The organism is Pseudomonas sp. AE27, from assembly GCF_037113495.1.
GTDB classification, from domain to species: Bacteria; Pseudomonadota; Gammaproteobacteria; order Pseudomonadales; family Pseudomonadaceae; genus Aquipseudomonas; species Aquipseudomonas palmensis.
Window position 1 is genome coordinate 230,502 of the sequence record NZ_CP146966.1, and the last position, 16,520, is coordinate 247,021.

Below are 16,520 nucleotides of genomic sequence, written 5' to 3' on the forward strand. Positions count from 1 at the left end.
GCCAGTGAACCCATCAAGACAGCGTTGCGGCCTTCGCCGGCAATGCCGGCTCCTGCACACACCGCAAAGCTTCGGGATCAGTGATGGACATCGCGCACCACCCGCTCACGCAGCGCCGCATCCTCCTGCACCCAGTACTGCGCCTTGCCCGCCACCCGCGCCGCCACCGCCACGCCGTCGCGGTACACCACCCGGTTGCCGCTCACCGCTGCCACCTTGCTGCCGGGCAGCAAGGTGCCCACCAGGTTCAGCGGGTCGCTGGCACTCACCGCCACCAGGCTGCCATCCAGCGGGCGCCTGCGTACTTCGCGCAATACGCCGATGGCCTCGGGCAAGGCGAACTGTTCGCCGGCCAGCCCGCTGATGAAGCGACCGCCACGGATCTCGCCACGCGCCTCCAGGCGGTGCAACGTGCGCAGCAGGTCCCGCCAGCTCGGCAGCCAGTCGGCCTCGCGTTCGAGCAGCCGCCAGCACACCACGCCATAGCGGCGCAGCAAGGTCAGGGCCACCTGTTCCAGGGCGTCCTCGGCCGGCGTGCCGGCGCGGCGCAGCAATGCCCAGCGCCCGGCGTCCTCCATGCCGCCACTGAATGCCCCGCGACCGCGCCGATGGCTGCGTGCCTGGCGCTTGCTGGCCGGGGTGATCAGTGCACGCAGGCCGGCAAAGCTGTCGGCACTGATCTGCCCGGCCGCCACCAGTTCCTGCAGGGTTGTCTCCAGCTCGCTGGGCAGCAGGCGTGCCTCGTCGCGCAGCTCATCGAAAAACAGTGCGCCGTGCTCGCTCAGCGCGGCCAGCACACGTTGCGCGCGGGGCGACGGTGCGGGGGCGTCGTCGGTGGCGGCCAGTGCTCGCCACAACCCCAGCCGCGCCCGTGGCAGCAGCACGACAGGGGTGCTGCGCAGGGTACTGGCCGCAGCCTTGCCCGAAGGGGCCAGGCGAGCCCACACGAACTTGCCGGCCCGGCAGGCATCGTCCAGCCACTGCCCGCTATAGTCGCGCAGCCGGCTCGGCAGCAGGTCGCTTTCCCAGGCCGAGGCCGCTGCGGCGAAGCCTTCCAGTTGGGTCAGCGCCTCGCCCAGCGCCGCCGGGCCCTCCAGCCGGGTGCCGGGCGAAAGATGCTGCCAGTCGAACAGAAAGCGCATGAAGTTCTGCAGGCTGACCGGCTCGATTTCGCGGCGCAGGCGCTTGAGCGTGTAGCGGTGGATGCGCGCCAGCAGGTGGCGTTCGCACCATTGTTCAGGGGTGTGGCCCGGGCTGAAGTGCCCGCGCATCACATAGCCCTCCGCTTCCAGGCGCAGCATGGCCTGCTCGACCTGTGAGGGGCTCAGGCACAGCGGCGCGCCGATCTCGCTGCTGGTCAGCGGGCCGAAGCCGCTCAGGCGCGCGCGCAGCAGTTCCACGGCAGCGCTGTCGGCATCGATGGGCTGATCGAACCCGGGCAATGGGGTGGGCGCCGCTTGCGGGTACAGCGCCAGCAGCCACGGCAGGCGTTCGCGGGCCAGCCACAGGCCGCCACCCTGCGGCAACTTCAGGTGGCAGGCGCGTGCGCCGGCGGCCAGTTGCTGCAGCCATGCCAGCCAACCCGGGTTGGCCTGCACCTCGGCATCGCACACGGCCGCCAGGCTCATCAGTGCCTCGTGCATTTCGTCGCTGCCGCCGGGCAACGGCCAGGCCTCGGCACGCACTGCGGCAATCGCCTGCGGATCCAGTGCGCCCAGGTCGTCGGCACTTTGCGGGTCGCTCCAGCGCCGGTTGAGCACGGCCTGGGTACGCCGCTCTTCCAGCGGTGCGTCATCGAGAAAGGCGTATGGACGTGCATTCAGGATCGCCGCCGCCAGGGGCGAAGGCGCCGGCAGGTCGCGGCAGATCAGGCGGATGCGCTTGTCTTCGATGCGCCGCAGCAGGTTCAGCCAGCCGTCGCAATCCATCGCCTCGTGCAGGCAGTCGTCGAGGGTCTGCTCGACCAGCGGGTGGTCGGGAATCTCGCGCTCGCCGACGATGTTTTCCAGGCACGCCAGCTGGTCGGGGAACACGGCAGCGGTGAGGTCTTCGCTTTTCATGCGCTGGATCTGCGGGGCGACCTTGCGCCCGCCGGCATAGCGCGGCAGTGCCAGCGACACCCCGGCGTTCCAGCGCCAGCGCACGCCGAACAGCGGCGCATCGAGCACGGCCTGGGTCAGCAGGTGCTCGGCACTGGCGCTGGAAATGTAGCGCCACACCTCTTCCAGGGCAAAACTGTGGCCGGCCGACAGCGACACGATCAGCGCATCCTCGCTGGCTGCCGCCTGCAACTCGAAATTGAAGGTGCGACAGAAGCGTTTGCGCAGTGCCAGCCCCCAGGCGCGGTTGATGCGGCTGCCGAAGGGCGAGTGGATGATCAGCTGGGTACCGCCGGACTCATCGAAAAAGCGCTCCATGATCAGCGTGTCCTGCGAGGGCAGGGCGCCGAGGGTCTGGCGGGTGCGGGCCAGGTAGTCGAGCAGTTGCTCGGCGCTGTCCGCGTTCAGCCCGAGCGTGGCGTGCAGCCAGGTCAGCAGCGGTTGCAGCTGGCCGCCGCTGGCATCCAGGCGCTGGTCGATTTCGGCTTGCAGGCGTGCCACCGCGAAGGACAGCTCGTCGCTGCGCCCCGGCGCCTCGCCCAGCCAGAAGGGGATGGTCGGCGGTTGCCCGTGGGCATCCTCTACCCGTACCTTGCCGGCCTCCACGCGCAGGATGCGGTACGACGCGTTGCCCAGCTGGAAGATGTCGCCGGCGATGCTCTCCACCGCGAAGTCTTCGTTCACGCTGCCGATGTTCAAGGCCTGGGGTTCGAGCAGCACGCGGTAGTCGGCGTTGTCCGGTATCGCCCCGCCACTGGTCAGGGCGGCCAGCTGGCTGCCGCGCCGTCCACGCAACTGGGCACTGACCGCATCGCGGTGCAGGTACGCGCCGCGCACGCCCTGGCGCCCGCTGTAGCCTTCGGCGAGCATGCGCAGCAGGGCCTGGTAATGCGCCTGGTCGAGATTGGCGTAGGGCATCGCACGGGTGAGGCACGCAAACAGCGCCTGTTCGTCCCAGGGCTGGCAACTGACCTCGGCGACGATCTGCTGGGCCAGCACGTCCAGCGGTGCGTTGGGGATATGCAGCTCGTCCAGCTCGCCACGGCGCACGCAGTCGAGCAGGGCCACGCACTCGATCAGCTCGTCGCGGGTGGTGGCGAACACACGACCCTTGGGGGTGCCGTCCACCTGGTGGCCGGAGCGGCCAACCCTCTGCAGCAGCGCGGCAATCGAGCCAGGCGAGCCGATCTGGCACACCAGGTCGACCTCGCCGATGTCGATGCCCAGCTCCAGCGAGGCGGTGGCCACCAGCACCTGCAGCTCGCCGCGCTTGAGACGCTGCTCGGCGTCGAGGCGAAATTCCTTGGCCAGGCTGCCATGGTGCGCGGCCACCGCCTCGCGTCCCAGGCGCTCGCTCAGGTGGCGCGCCAGGCGCTCGGCCAGGCGCCGGGTGTTGACGAACACCAGGGTGGTGCGATGCTCGCGGGCCAGTTGCGCGAGGCGATCGTAGACCAGCTCCCACACATCGTTGGCCATCACCGCGCCCAGTGGCGCGCGCGGTACCTCGATGGCCAGGTCGCGCTGGCGCGCATGGCCGATATCCACCAGGGCGCAGGGGCGCTGATGGCCCACCAGGTACTGCGCCACCCGCTCGATCGGACGCTGGGTGGCCGACAGGCCGATGCGCCGCAGCGGGCGCTGGCACAGCGCCTGCAGGCGTTCCAGGCTCAACGCCAGGTGGCTGCCGCGCTTGTTGCCGGCCACGGCGTGGATCTCGTCGACGATTACCGTGTGCACCGAGGCCAGGCCCTGGCGCCCGGACGTCGAGCCGAGCAGCACGTACAGCGACTCGGGGGTGGTCACCAGGATATGCGGGGGCTGGCGGCGCATGGCCGCGCGTTCCTTCTGCGGGGTATCGCCGCTGCGCACTGCGGTGCGCAGGGTAGGGGTGGGCAGCCCGAGTGCGGCCAGTTCGGCGCTGATACCGGCCAGGGGGGCCTGCAGGTTGAGCTGGATGTCGTTGGACAGCGCCTTGAGCGGCGAGACGTACACCACCAGCGTCTGTTCGGGCAGCTCGCCGCCGGCGTGCAGGGCCTGGGTGAAGAGTTCGTCGAGGACCGCGAGGAACGCGGTGAGGGTCTTGCCGGAGCCGGTGGGGGCCGCCACCAGCAGCGATTGCCCGCTGCGGATCAGCGGCCACGCCTGGGCCTGGGCGGCGGTCACCGTGGCGAAACGGTGCTGGAACCAGGCACGGACGGCGGGGTGGAAGCCGTCGAGTACCGGGTGATTGCGGGCGGGCAGGTTCATCAGCTGTTTATGCGGCCGTTGCGCCCTGGTTGCAAGGGGCTTTCGTCAGGCTGCTGCGGCCGCTTCGCCGGCAAGGCCGGCTCCTACAAGGAATGCGCCGAACCTGTGGGAGCCGGCCTTGCCGGCGAAGCGCTCAGCAAGATTGAAAGCCCTGCGCCAGCATGTGATCCTAGCGCGCCTTCCCCGCCACGAGCCGCCTACCATGAGCAAAACCATCCGTATCGCCGCTGCCCTGTTGCTCGACGCTCAGGGCCGTACCCTGTTGGTGCGCAAGCGCGGCACCCTGGCCTTCATGCAGCCTGGCGGCAAGATCGAACCCCACGAGCAACCCGTCGATGCCCTGGCCCGCGAGCTGTTCGAAGAGCTGGGCCTGCGCATCGACCCGCAGCAGGCGCAGTACCTGGGCCAGTTCAGCGCACCGGCGGCCAACGAGCCGGGTTTCGAAGTGCAGGCCGAGCTGTTTCAGTTGCACACCGACCTGACGCTTGAACCCGCAGCGGAAATCGAGGAAGCCTGCTGGGTCGACGCCCACCAGGTGGATCACCTCGAACTGGCGCCGCTGACCCGCGACCTGATCCTGCCGCTGCACCTGCAACGGGCCGCGCAATGATCCCGCTGCACGAATGGCTGCTGTTCAGCGGCGCCGCGCTGCTGATGGTACTGACCCCCGGGCCGAACATGATCTACCTGATCTCGCGCTCGATCTGCCAGGGCCGCATGGCCGGCGTGACGTCGCTGATCGGTGTGGTGGGCGGGTTTCTGGTGCACATGACGGCCGCAGCTGTGGGCCTCACCGCGTTGTTCATGGCGGTGCCGCTGGGTTACGACCTGCTGCGCTGGGCCGGTGCCGGCTACCTGCTGTGGATGGCCTGGCAGGCGGTCAAGCCGGGTGCGCGCTCGCCGTTCGAGCCCCGTGAGCTGGCCCCTGATTCACCGGCGCGGCTGGTGACGATGGGGTTTCTGACCAGCGTGCTGAACCCCAAGGTGGCGGTGTTCTACCTGTCGGTGCTGCCGCAGTTCATTTCGCCCGAGCACGGCTCGGTGCTGGCGCAGAGCCTGACCCTGGGCCTGACCCAGATCGGCGTGAGCTTCACCGTGAACCTGCTGATCGCACTGTTCGCCGCCGGCCTGTCGGCCTGGTTCGCGCGCTACCCGCTGTGGCTGATGTTGCAGCGCTACGTGATGGGCTTTGTGCTGGCGGCCCTTGCGCTGCGCCTGGTGCAGGAACAACGCAAACTGGCTTGATGCTTGCCGCTTGAACCTTCAGCGCACCGCACTGACCCCATCCAGGGTCGAGAACGAGGTGTCCTTGGCGGTCAGCAGAAAGTCGCGCATGTACGGTGCATCGAGCATGTCGCTGCGCACTGCGGCGTACAGCGTGGCGAACAGGCCCTTTTCACCCAGGCGCTTGCCCTTTACGTAGCCGCGCGAGCTGTACTCGTGCAGGGCCCAGTGCGGCATGCCGCATACCCCGCGTCCGCTGGCCACCAACTGCATCATCATCACCGTCAGCTCGGCGGTGCGCACCTGCCCGGGCTCGATGTCGGCAGGCTCCAGAAAGCGCGTGAAGATGTCCAGGCGGTCGCGTTCCACCGGGTAGGTGATCAGGGTTTCCGTGGCCAGGTCCTGCGGCACCACGTAGGGCCTGGAGGCCAGTACGTGCTGGTTGGCCACCGCCAGCATCGCCTCGTAGGTGAACAGCGGCACGTAGGTGATACCGGTCAGCTCCAGCGGGTCGGAGGTCACCACCAGGTCCAGGTCGCCACGGGCCAGGGCCGGCAGCGGGGCGAAGGCGAAGCCCGAGGCCAGGTCCAGCTCCACCTCTGGCCAGGCATCGCGGAACTGGTCGATGGTGGGCATCAGCCACTGGAAGCAGCTGTGGCACTCGATGGCCATGTGCAGGCGCCCGGCAGTGCCGCCGGCCAGGCGCGCGATGTCCCGTTCGGCGCCGCGCAGCAGCGGCAGGGTGGCATCGGCCAGTTGCAGCAGGCGCAGGCCGGCGCTGGTGAAGCGGATCGGCTTGGTCTTGCGGGTGAACAATTGCATGCCCAGGCGTTCTTCGAGTTCCTTGAACTGGTGGGACAACGCCGACTGGGTCAGGTGCAGGCGCTCGGCGGCCTCCACCAGGCTGTCGGCTTCGCGCAGGGCGTGCAGGGTCTTGAGGTGGCGAATTTCCAGCACCCGGGTGCTCCATGAACAGAATTTGATGGATGAGACAATTCGTTGAGTTTGTCTCATGTTGACGATGCTGTCGACCGCCCGGCAGTTGTCATCAAACGGTCACCGATCTGTGGCAGCGCGCCGGTATGAACTTCATCAGACTCGCGCTTTACTGGCGAACTGCACTCTGGTGTTTCTTTCATGCGGGCATTCCTTTTTCTGGTGGCGCTGTGCAGCGCCTTTTCTTCGTTCGCGGCGCCTCGCTGCGACATCACTTCAGCTATCCGATACGCCGAGGCGGGGCCGGTCAGCCTGGCCTATCAGAGCATCGGGCGTGACCGCGACCCGGCCCTGCTGCTGGTCATGGGCCTGGGCGGCCAGTTGATCCACTGGCCCGACGAGGTGGTACTTGCGCTGTGCCAGCAGGGCTTCAGGGTGATCCGCTACGACAACCGCGACGTCGGCCTGTCGCGCTGGAACCAGCCCCCCGCCCAGGCCAACCTGACGGTCGAGGCGCTGCGCTACCGGCTCGGCCTGCCGGTGGCGGCGCCCTACAGCCTGAGCGACATGGCCGCTGATGGCCTGGCGCTGATGGATGCGCTGCACGCGCAGCGCTTTCATGTGCTGGGGGTGAGCATGGGTGGAATGATTGCCCAGCACCTGGCGGCGATGGCGCCCGAGCGGGTCGAGAGCCTGACCCTGATCATGTCCAGTTCGGGGGCGCAGGGGCTGCCTGCGCCTGCGCCGGCGCTGGTTCGGCAGTTGGCCCGGCGCGGTGCGCCGAATCGCCAGGTGGCCCTGGAGCAGCAGGCCGACTTGCTGGCCGCGCTGGGCAGCCCGCAGGTGCAGGATGATCGCCAGGCCCTGTTGCAGCAGGCCGCCACTGCCTACGACCGGGCCTTCAACCCCGAAGGCGTGCAGCGCCAGGTCATGGCCATACTTGCCGAGCCCAGCCGTGTCGAGCTGCTCGACAACCTGCGAGTCCCGGCCCTGGTGGTGCACGGCACGGCCGACCCGCTGTTGCCGGTGATGCACGGCGTGCACCTGGCCGCGCACATCCAGGGCAGCCAGCTACGCCTGATACCGGGCCTGGCGCACCGCTTCCAGGAGCCGTTCAAGGCCCCGCTGCTGGCGGCGGTACTGCCTTACCTGAAGGCGCACCGCGAAGAGCTGGGCCATCTGGCCCAACGCTAGTGCAGGCGCACCCATACGCTGACCAGCACGGTGGCGGCGATCAGCCAGGCCACCGCCGCCAGCGCCAGTGACAGCTCCAGGCGCAGGCGGTCGACCAGCACGTACAGCGCGGCCAGGTACACGAAGTAGGGGATGATCGACCACATGCCGAACACGATGGTGGCCTTCAGGTCCTCCAGCGAGCGGCCCTTGCCGATGATGTAGTGGGCAATCAGGGCAAAGGTGGGAAACAGCGGCACCAGCCCTGCCACGTAGTAATTGCGGGTCTTGGCCAGGGCCGCGATGATCAGCACCACCACGGCGCCCAGGCAGGCCTTGAGAATCATGTCCATCGAAACGCTCGCTCAGGCCAGGCCGTATTTTTTGACTTTGTCGAACAGGGTGGTCTTGGCCATGCCCAGCTCCTGGCTGGCCTGGCTGAGGTTGCCGCCGGTGCGCTGCAGGGCGTCGCTGAGCAGGTTGCGCTCGAAGGCCTCGACCGCCTCGGCAAAGCCCAGGCTCTGCGCCACATTGGCGCCGGCCTTCTTGAACGCCGGCAGGCCCAGGGCGTGTCGTTCGGCCACGTTGCGCAGCTCGCGCACGTTGCCCGGCCAGTCATGGGCCATCAGGCGCGACAGGGTCTGGCTGTCCAGCGGCGGTGCCTCGCGGTCGAAGCGCAGGGCCGACTGCTGCAGGAAGTGCTCGAACAGTTGCAGGATGTCTTCGCGGCGCTCGCGCAGCGGCGGCAGTTCCAGGGTCACCACGTTGAGGCGGTAGTACAGGTCGCTGCGAAACTGGCCGGTCTGGCCGAGGGCATCCAGGTCCGACTTGGTGGCGGCGATCACCCGGCAATCCACCGCAATGCTCTGGTTCGAACCCAGGCGTTCCAGGGTGCGCTCCTGCAACACGCGCAGCAGCTTGATCTGCAGGTTGAGCGGCATGCTCTCGACTTCGTCGAGAAACAGCGTGCCGCCGTTGGCGTGCTCGATCTTGCCGATGCGGCGCTTGCCGGCACCCGTGAAGGCGTTGGCCTCGTGGCCGAAGATCTCGGTTTCGAACAGGTTCTCCGGCAGGCCGCCGCAGTTCAACGCCACGAAGGGCTGGCTCTGGCGCCGGCTGAAGTCGTGCAGGCAGCGCGCGACCAGCTCCTTGCCGGTGCCGGTCTCGCCCTCGATCAGCACGTTGGCCGAGGTATCGGCGACGTTGGCGATCAGCTCGCGCAGGTTCTGCATGGCCGGCGAGCGGCCGATGATGCGCCCCTCCAGGGTGCTGCGCTCGGCCAGCTGGCGGCGCAGCGAGAACACTTCGCGGGCCAGGCCGCGCTGTTCCAGCGCCCGGCGTACCACATCCACCAGGCGCTCCGGCGAGAAGGGCTTTTCCATGAAGTCGTAGGCGCCGTTGCGCATGGCGCCCACGGCCATGTCGATGTCGCCGTGGCCGGTGATCAGCACCACCGGCAGGCTCTTGTCGCGGGCCTTGAGGCGGCTGAGCAGTTCCAGGCCATCGATGCCCGGCAGGCGGATATCGCTGACCACGATGCCGGCGAAATCATCGCCGATGCGCTCCAGTGCCTGTTCGGCACTGCCGACGCCTTCGCAGGCGATATCTTCCAGGGCCAGCGCCTGCTGGCACCCGAGCAACACATGCGGATCGTCTTCGACGATCAGGACGGTAAGGGGCGATGGGGTCATAGGGACTCGGCAGGTTCAGTGGGGGCATCGACCAGCGGCAGGCTGAGCACGAACGCGGTACCGCCGCTGGCGGGGTGTTCGACGTTCAGGGTACCGCCGGCTGCAGCGGCGAGGCTGGCCGACAGGGTCAGGCCCAGGCCCAGGCCGTGCTCGCCCGGTTTGGTGGTGAAAAACGGTTCGAACAGGTGCTTGCGCGCTTCATCGTCGATGCCATGGCCGTTGTCGCGCACGCGCAGGCGGTACTTGTCGCCCACCAGCTCGCCTTCGAGCCAGAGTTGCGGCAGCGGCACCGCGGCCATGGCATCCAGGGCGTTGCCGATCAGGTTGACCAGGATCTGCTCCAGGCGGGTCTGGTCGATGGTCAGTTGCTGGTCGGCGTACTCGAGGTGCAGTTTCAAGTGGCAGCCCTCGATGCGCGCATTGAGCAGTTGCAGGGCGGCGGTCACGGCCTTTTCCAGCGAGGCCTGGCCACGGTCGTCGCCGCGCCGGGCGAACGAGCGCAGGCTGGCGGTGATACGGCCCATGCGGTCGATCAGTTCGTTCATGGTCAGCAGGTTGGCGCTGGCGGTTTCCAGCGCACCGCGCTGCAGAAAGCGCACGGTGTTGCCCGACAGGGTGCGCAGCGCCGCCAGCGGCTGGTTCAGCTCATGGGCGATGCTGGTCGACATCTGCCCGATGGCCGCCAGCTTGCCGGCCTGTACCAGTTCGTCCTGGGCATGGCGCAGGGTCTGCTCGGCGTGCCGGCGTTCGCGGATCTGGCCCTTGAGGCGTTCGTTGCTGGCACGCAGGTCGGCGGTGCGCTCGGCAATCTTGCGTTCGAGCTGGTTGTTGGCTTCTTCCAGCGCCTCGCGGGCGGCCAGGCGGGTGGCGATCACCTTGCGTCGCTCGTTCCAGGCTATCAGCAGGATCGCCAGCAGGGCGAAGGCCACGGCCACCAGCACGCCCTGGATCATCGATTCGTGGCGCAGGTCCTGCAGCGGGGTCAGCAGGGTGAAGTGCCAGGGCGTGTCGCTCAGGCGCCGGGTCTGGGCCAGGTAGGTGACCTTGCGGTTGCTGTCGCCCAGTTCGGCATTGGCCGGAAAGGTCAGCTTCTCGACCCCGTCGGCGAGCTTCTCGCGCGCCAGCGGCTGCAGTTCGTTGAGCGGGAACCAGTAGTACTGCAGGCTGCGCGCCAGGCGCTCCTTGATTTCCGGGGTCAGCGGGCGCACCGACTTCAGCCGCCGCGCCGGGTCGCTGGAGAGGATGATGATGCCGTTCTCGTCGCTGACGAAGGCTTCCAGGCGGGCTCGCTGCCAGCGCTCTTCGAGCGCTTCCAGGCGCACCTTGATCACCGCCACGCCGATGATCTTGCCGTGTTCTTCCAGGCCATGGGCCAGGTAGTAGCCAGGTTCGCCGGTGGTGCTGCCGATGCCGTAGAAGCGCCCGGGCTGGCCGCGCACGGCATTCTGGAAATAGGCACGGAACGAGAGGTCTTCGCCCAGATAGCTGTCGACGTCGCGCCAGTTGCTGGTGGCCTGCACCCGGCCGGTGGTGTCGAGCACATAGATGGCGCGGCTGCGGCTGCGCCGGTTGAGCCCTTCGAGGTATTCGTTGACCGCCTGGCGCTGGTCGCCATCGGTGGAGTTCAGCAGGCTGGAGACGCTGTCTTCGAGTTCCAGCAGGCTGGGCAGGTAGGTGTACTTGCTGATCTCGCTCTCGACCGCGCGGGCATGCAGTTCAAGCTGACGTTCGCCGGTCTCGCTGAGGGTGCGGATGCCGTTGTGCTCGCTGATCAGGTAGCCGATCACACCCAGGCCGATCATCAGCAGCAGGACCAGTGGGGGCAGGAACAGGTGGCGGATCAGGCGAGGTTTCACGGCAAGGTCAGGCTTGGCTGGGCGAAAGAGCGTGGGATCGCATTTCATCACAGTGGCCTTGTCACGACCAGCGCCCTCTGCCCGGCGTGGGCCGGGCAGGGGCACCGGGCGGCATCAGTGCTGCAGGATCTTGCTGAGGAAGTGCTGGGTACGCTCGTCGCGCACGCTCTGGTCACCGAAGAACTCTTCCTTGGTGCAGTCTTCGATGATGTTGCCCTTGTCCATGAAGATCACCCGGTTGGCCACTTTGCGCGCAAAGCCCATTTCGTGGGTCACGCACATCATGGTCATGCCTTCGTGGGCCAGTTGCACCATCACGTCGAGTACCTCGCTGACCATTTCCGGGTCCAGGGCCGAGGTGGGTTCGTCGAACAGCATCACGATCGGGTCCATGGCCAGGGCGCGGGCGATGGCCACGCGCTGCTGCTGGCCGCCGGAGAGCTGGCCGGGGTGCTTGTGCGCATGGGCCGACAGGCCGACGCGCTCGAGCAGTTGCAGGCCCTTCTTGGTGGCTTCTTCCTTGCTGCGGCCCAGCACCTTGATCTGCGCGATGGTCAGGTTCTCGGTGATGGTCAGGTGCGGGAACAGTTCGAAGTGCTGGAACACCATGCCGACCCGCGAGCGCAGCTTGGGCAGGTTGGTCTTGGGGTCGGCGATCGAGGTGCCGTCGACCACGATGTCGCCCTTCTGGAACGGTTCCAGCGCGTTGACGCACTTGATCAGGGTGGACTTGCCCGAGCCAGACGGCCCGCACACCACCACCACTTCGCCTTTCTTGACCTCGGTGCTGCAGTCGGTCAGAACCTGGAAATCGCCGTACCACTTGTTGACGTTCTTGATGGAAATCATACGGTTATCCTTTTCTGCAGACGCTTGACCAGGAAGGAAGCGGAGAAGCTGATGACAAAGTACACGGCGCCGGCAAACAGCAGGAACTCGTTGGAGCGCCCGATGATGTCGCCACTGGCCCGTGCCGAGTTGAGGAAGTCCACCAGGCCCACGGTGTAGACCAGCGAGGTGTCCTGGAACAGGATGATGCTCTGCTGCAGCAGCAGCGGGGTCATCTTGCGAAATGCCTGGGGCAGGATGATCAGGCGCATGGTCTGCGCGTAGTTCATGCCCAGTGCCTGGGCAGCCGCCATCTGGCCCTTGGAGATCGACTGCACGCCGGCCCGCACGATTTCGCAGAAGTACGCCGCCTCGAACATCATGAATGCCACGACGCAGGAGGTGAATGCACCCACCGGGGTGTCTTCGCCGGTGATCCAGCGCAGCACGAACGGTACCGCCAGGTAGAACCAGGTGATCACCAGCAGCAGCGGGATGGAGCGAAAGTAGTTCACGTAGGCGCCGGCCAGGCGCGACAGCAGCTTGCTCGACGACAACCGCATCAGTGCCAGCACAGTGCCCAGCGCGATGCCGCCAATGATGCCCATGAGCATCAGCTGCAGGGTCATCTTCATGCCGTTCCACAGGCCCGGCAGGGCTGGCACGATTCCACTGAAATCCATGTCCATTATTTACCCCCCACGGAGATCAGGCCCGGCACCGCGACTTTCTTCTCGACCAGGCGCATCAGCAGCATCAGCCCCATGTTCAGGGTGAAGTAGATCAGCGTGGCCAGGGTGAAGGCCTCGAACAGGTTGGCCGAGAACTCGGCGGTCTGCTTGGTCTGTGCCAGCAGCTCCATCAGGCCGATCAGCGACGCCACCGAGGAGTTCTTGAACACGTTCAGGAATTCGGAGGTAAGCGGCGGAATGATGATCCGGTAGGCTTGCGGCAGCAGCACGTTGCTGTAGATCTGCGGCAGGCTGAAGCCCATGGCGCGGGCAGCGGCTTCCTGGCCACGGGGCAGCGCCTGGATGCCGGTGCGCACCTGCTCGCACACCCGTGCAGCGGTGAACAGCCCCAGGCAGATGACCACGCTGATCAGCGCCGAGGTGGTCGGGTTGAGGTCCTGCTTGTACCACTCCTGCAGGCCTTCGGGCAGCAGGTCGGGTACCAGGAAGTACCAGATGAACAGCTGCACCAGCAGCGGCACATTGCGAAACAGTTCCACGTAGCACGTGGCGATACCCGACACCAGACGGTTCGGTACGGTACGCATGACGCCGAGCACCGAGCCCAGCAGCAGCGCAATGATCCAGGCGGCAACGGCGATCAGGATGGTCCAGCCCAGGCCGGTGATATACCAGTCCAGGTAGGTCTCGCTGCCAACGCCGGTGGACTTGAAAAAAACGCCCCAGTCCCAGTTGTAATTCATCGGGGTCTCCCCTCAGATCGGTTGTTTCACGGGCACCTTCGAGCATCCGGGGGCGCTGGGCGCCCTCGGATGAAAGGTTAGACACTAACTAGCTGGGGGTCAGGACTTCTTTTCGTCTGCAGCTTTGTCGGTAGGATTGGCGATCAGCGCCTTGAGCTCGTCGCTCATGGGGAACATCAGGTTCAGGCCTTTAGGCGGGATTGGCTGGTTGAACCACTTGTCGTAGATCTTGTTGATCTCACCCGACTTGTACAGGGCGACGATGGCGTCATCGACCGCCTTCTTGAACGGGGCATCGCCCTTGCGCACCATGCAGCCGTAGATTTCATAGGACTGCGGGGTACCGGTCACGGCCCAGTCGGTCGGCTTCTTGGCCTTGGCCATTTCGCCGGCGAGCAGGGCGTCGTCCATCATGAAGGCCACGGCGCGGCCGGACTCGAGCATCTGGAACGACTCGCCGTGGTCCTTGGCGGAGATGACGTTCATCTTCATCTGCTTGTCGGCGTTCATCGACTTGAGGATGCGCTCGGATGTGGTACCGGCGGTGGTCACCACGTTCTTGCCGGCCAGGTCCGGGAAGTCCTTGTAGGAGGAATCCTTTTTGGACAGCAGGCGGGTACCGATCTCGAAGATGCCGACCGAGAAGTCGACCTGTTGCTGGCGCTCGAGGTTGTTGGTGGTGGAACCGCACTCGACGTCAACGGTGCCGTTCTGCACCAGCGGGATGCGGGTCTGCGAGGTGACCAGGTTGTATTTGACCTTCAGGTCCGGCTTGTTCAGGTCCTTTTTCAGGGCCTCGACGATAGCCAGCTGGATGTCGTGGGAGTAACCGACGGGTTTGCCCGAAGCGTCGGCGATGTAGGAGAACGGGATGGAAGCGTCGCGGTGCCCCAGGGTAATGGTGCCCGAGTCGTTGATTTTCTTCAGGGTGCCGGTCAGTTCGGCGGCAAGGGCCGGCGTGCTGATCAAAGCGGTCGCCATGGCGGCGCCCAACAGATGGGGAACGATACGCATCAAATTTTCCTCGACGTTGTTTTTCTTATTGAGCCGTTGGCGGGCTCTTTCGTTCAGCGAACACAGCAATGAAGCGGTTGCGCATTCGGGTACTGAGTGTAGAGCATGACTCATGCCAAACTCTGATTTTGATCATAACCCCATGCAAATAGCGGCGGCGGGCATTTTTTGCCGGGGTATGGCGGGGGAGGGATGTCCGGGTTTCCGATTAAGGGCCAATGGCTCGTTCGGGAAACCGAACAGATAGTGCTTTGGTGGCCTCATCGCGGGTCAAGCCCGCTCCCACAGGTTTGGTGACCTTGTGGGAGCGGGCTTGACCCGCGATGCGATTTGGCGGTGTCAGGCCGCCTGAATACGCCCGCGGCTCAGTTCTACCCGTTGCAGGTAAACCCGCAGAGCCTGTTGTTCGGCCGGGCTGGTGAAAAGCCCCAGCTTGGTGCGCCGCAGCAGGATATCGTCGGCGCTGACCGCCCATTCCTCGCTGCACAGGTAATCCACCTCGCGGGTGAACAACCCGCCACCAATCGCATCGCCCAGGTCGTCCGGGCCCTGGACGCCCTCGAGCAGGCGCCATACGCGGCTGCCGTAGGTCAGCGCCCAGCGCTTGGCGATATCCGCTGGCAGCCAGCCGAAGCGCGCGAGAATCTCGTCGCACAGCGCCTGCGGCGTGGTCATCTGTTCACCGCCCGGCAGGCTGGAGGTGGCGGTCCAGCTACCGGTCATCTGGGTGAAGTACGGCGCCAGCTCGGCCATGGCCGACTCGGCCAGCTTGCGGTAGGTGGTCAGCTTGCCGCCGAACACCGACAGCAGCGGCGCCTCGCCGGCAGACGCCGACAGGGCCAGGGTGTAGTCGCGGGTGACCGCCGAGGGGTTGTCCGACTCGTCGTTGCACAACGGGCGCACACCGGAATAGGTGCTGAGGATGTCGGCGCGGCCCAGCTGGTGGTTGAAGTGCGCGTTCACAACCTTGAGCAGGTAGTCGGTCTCGGCCTCGGTGATGCTCACCTGGGCCGGGTCGCCGCTGTACTCGCGGTCGGTGGTGCCGATCAGGGTGAAGCGCTCCAGGTACGGGATGGCGAACACGATGCGCTGGTCTTCGTTCTGCAGGATGTAGGCATGCTCGCCCTCGTACAGCCGGGGCACGATCAGGTGGCTGCCCTGAATCAGGCGAATGCCGTAGGGCGCCTCCAGCTTGAGGTCGTCCTTGATGAACCTGGCCACCCACGGGCCGGCCGCGTTCACCAGGGCGCGGGCCTGGATGGTCTGCTGGCTGCCGTCGGCGCGTTCGAGCTGCACGTTCCACAGCTTGCCCACGCGCCGTGCGCTGACGCAGCGGGTACGGGTGAGGATGTGCGCACCCAGCTCACGCGCGGCCATGGCGTTGAGCACCACCAGGCGGGCGTCGTCCACTGCGCAGTCGGCGTATTCGAAACCGCGGGTGATGGCCGGCTTGAGCGGGTTGCCCGGGCCGAAGCGCAGGCTGCGCGAGGCGCCCAGCTGCTTGCGCTTGCCCAGATGGTCATACAGGAACAGGCCGGCGCGGATCATCCAGGCCGGACGCAGGTGCGGCTGGTGCGGCAGCACGAAGCGCATCGGCTTGACGATATGCGGCGCCTTGGCCAGCAGCACTTCGCGTTCTGCCAGCGCTTCGCGCACCAGGCGGAACTCGTAGTGCTCCAGATAGCGCAGGCCACCGTGGATCAGCTTGCTGCTGGCCGAGGACGTATGGCTGGCCAGGTCATCCTTTTCGCAGAGCAGTACCGACAGGCCGCGTCCGGCCGCATCGGTGGCGATACCGACGCCGTTGATGCCGCCACCGATCACGGCAACGTCATAGATTTCGGCAAGGGCGGGCGATGGCGAGCTGGACTGGGACACGAGGCGGCCTCTGGTTTCTATCGAATATGAACATTAATGTTCGTTTGCGAAAATGGTAGCGCAACAAAATGGCGCCCGCCAGTCGCTTTCAATAGAAAATACTGATCGGATGACAAATAAATGAAAAATTATGAACATT

13 protein-coding genes are annotated in these 16,520 nt (G+C 66.3%); 3 read left to right on the forward strand and 10 right to left on the reverse strand.

The genetic code is table 11. The features are described from left to right. Window positions 1-77 precede the first annotated feature (77 nt). The gene (locus V9K84_RS01040; protein ID WP_088515477.1) at window positions 78-4,346 is read right to left on the reverse strand and encodes a DEAD/DEAH box helicase; all 4,269 of its coding nucleotides are present in this window, start codon (window positions 4,344-4,346) and stop codon (window positions 78-80) included. A 202-nt stretch (window positions 4,347-4,548) separates the two neighbouring features. Here V9K84_RS01040 and V9K84_RS01045 point away from each other — a divergent pair, with 202 nt between their 5' ends. Next, window positions 4,549-4,956 (forward strand): NUDIX domain-containing protein, encoded by a 408-nt coding sequence (locus tag V9K84_RS01045; protein WP_043861997.1) that lies wholly within the window; start codon window positions 4,549-4,551, stop codon window positions 4,954-4,956. Next, window positions 4,953-5,591, forward strand: coding sequence for a LysE family translocator (locus tag V9K84_RS01050; protein ID WP_054914755.1), 639 nt, complete (start codon window positions 4,953-4,955; stop codon window positions 5,589-5,591). The genes V9K84_RS01045 and V9K84_RS01050 overlap by 4 nt, the downstream gene beginning before the upstream one ends. Window positions 5,592-5,609: 18 nt before the next feature. On the opposite strand, the gene metR is transcribed toward V9K84_RS01050, so the two are convergent. After that, window positions 5,610-6,527 (reverse strand): transcriptional regulator MetR, encoded by a 918-nt coding sequence (gene metR / locus V9K84_RS01055; RefSeq protein WP_043861995.1) that lies wholly within the window; start codon window positions 6,525-6,527, stop codon window positions 5,610-5,612. A 180-nt stretch (window positions 6,528-6,707) separates the two neighbouring features. On the opposite strand from metR, the gene V9K84_RS01060 reads away from it, so the two are divergent. Then, window positions 6,708-7,700 carry an alpha/beta hydrolase gene (locus V9K84_RS01060; RefSeq protein ID WP_088515476.1) on the forward strand — a complete coding sequence of 331 codons (993 nt, stop codon included), beginning with the start codon at window positions 6,708-6,710 and terminating at the stop codon, window positions 7,698-7,700. Here V9K84_RS01060 and V9K84_RS01065 read toward each other — a convergent pair. The 8 genes from V9K84_RS01065 to glpD all read right to left on the reverse strand — a co-directional run bounded on the left by V9K84_RS01065 (window position 7,697) and on the right by glpD (window position 16,381). After that, window positions 7,697-8,023: a GlpM family protein gene (locus V9K84_RS01065; protein ID WP_173925076.1), complete on the reverse strand. Its 327-nt coding sequence runs from the start codon at window positions 8,021-8,023 to the stop codon at window positions 7,697-7,699. The two genes, V9K84_RS01060 and V9K84_RS01065, sit on opposite strands and share 4 nt — an antisense overlap. Before the next feature lie 21 nt (window positions 8,024-8,044). Beyond that, window positions 8,045-9,319 (reverse strand): sigma-54 dependent transcriptional regulator, encoded by a 1,275-nt coding sequence (locus V9K84_RS01070; RefSeq protein ID WP_229590064.1) that lies wholly within the window; start codon window positions 9,317-9,319, stop codon window positions 8,045-8,047. Window positions 9,320-9,366: 47 nt separating this feature from the next. Then, window positions 9,367-11,274 carry an ATP-binding protein gene (locus V9K84_RS01075; protein WP_043861991.1) on the reverse strand — a complete coding sequence of 636 codons (1,908 nt, stop codon included), beginning with the start codon at window positions 11,272-11,274 and terminating at the stop codon, window positions 9,367-9,369. A 66-nt stretch (window positions 11,275-11,340) separates the two neighbouring features. Further along, window positions 11,341-12,075, reverse strand: a complete 735-nt coding sequence (locus V9K84_RS01080; protein ID WP_043861990.1) for an amino acid ABC transporter ATP-binding protein — start codon at window positions 12,073-12,075, stop codon at window positions 11,341-11,343. Next, a complete protein-coding gene (locus tag V9K84_RS01085) occupies window positions 12,072-12,743 on the reverse strand; it encodes an ABC transporter permease subunit (protein WP_043861989.1) in 672 nt (223 codons plus the stop codon). Before V9K84_RS01085 ends, V9K84_RS01080 begins: the two co-directional genes overlap by 4 nt. Next, window positions 12,743-13,489 carry an amino acid ABC transporter permease gene (locus V9K84_RS01090; protein WP_088515475.1) on the reverse strand — a complete coding sequence of 249 codons (747 nt, stop codon included), beginning with the start codon at window positions 13,487-13,489 and terminating at the stop codon, window positions 12,743-12,745. The genes V9K84_RS01085 and V9K84_RS01090 overlap by 1 nt, the downstream gene beginning before the upstream one ends. Before the next feature lie 99 nt (window positions 13,490-13,588). Continuing rightward, window positions 13,589-14,503, reverse strand: a complete 915-nt coding sequence (locus tag V9K84_RS01095) for a glutamate/aspartate ABC transporter substrate-binding protein (RefSeq protein ID WP_043861987.1) — start codon at window positions 14,501-14,503, stop codon at window positions 13,589-13,591. Window positions 14,504-14,842: 339 nt separating this feature from the next. Next, window positions 14,843-16,381 (reverse strand): glycerol-3-phosphate dehydrogenase, encoded by a 1,539-nt coding sequence (gene glpD, locus V9K84_RS01100; RefSeq protein ID WP_043861986.1) that lies wholly within the window; start codon window positions 16,379-16,381, stop codon window positions 14,843-14,845. Window positions 16,382-16,520: the final 139 nt, after the last annotated feature.

What these genes read in the sequence shown, in the direction of transcription:
- V9K84_RS01040 (WP_088515477.1), bottom strand. Translation starts at nt 4,346, where the DNA reads ATGAACCTGCCCGCCCGCAATCACCCGGTACTCGACGGCTTCCACCCC.
- V9K84_RS01045 (WP_043861997.1), top strand. Translation starts at nt 4,549, where the DNA reads ATGAGCAAAACCATCCGTATCGCCGCTGCCCTGTTGCTCGACGCTCAG.
- V9K84_RS01050 (WP_054914755.1), top strand. Translation starts at nt 4,953, where the DNA reads ATGATCCCGCTGCACGAATGGCTGCTGTTCAGCGGCGCCGCGCTGCTG.
- V9K84_RS01060 (WP_088515476.1), top strand. Translation starts at nt 6,708, where the DNA reads ATGCGGGCATTCCTTTTTCTGGTGGCGCTGTGCAGCGCCTTTTCTTCG.
- V9K84_RS01075 (WP_043861991.1), bottom strand. Translation starts at nt 11,274, where the DNA reads ATGAAATGCGATCCCACGCTCTTTCGCCCAGCCAAGCCTGACCTTGCC.
- V9K84_RS01080 (WP_043861990.1), bottom strand. Translation starts at nt 12,075, where the DNA reads ATGATTTCCATCAAGAACGTCAACAAGTGGTACGGCGATTTCCAGGTT.
- V9K84_RS01085 (WP_043861989.1), bottom strand. Translation starts at nt 12,743, where the DNA reads ATGGACATGGATTTCAGTGGAATCGTGCCAGCCCTGCCGGGCCTGTGG.
- V9K84_RS01090 (WP_088515475.1), bottom strand. Translation starts at nt 13,489, where the DNA reads ATGAATTACAACTGGGACTGGGGCGTTTTTTTCAAGTCCACCGGCGTT.
- V9K84_RS01095 (WP_043861987.1), bottom strand. Translation starts at nt 14,503, where the DNA reads ATGCGTATCGTTCCCCATCTGTTGGGCGCCGCCATGGCGACCGCTTTG.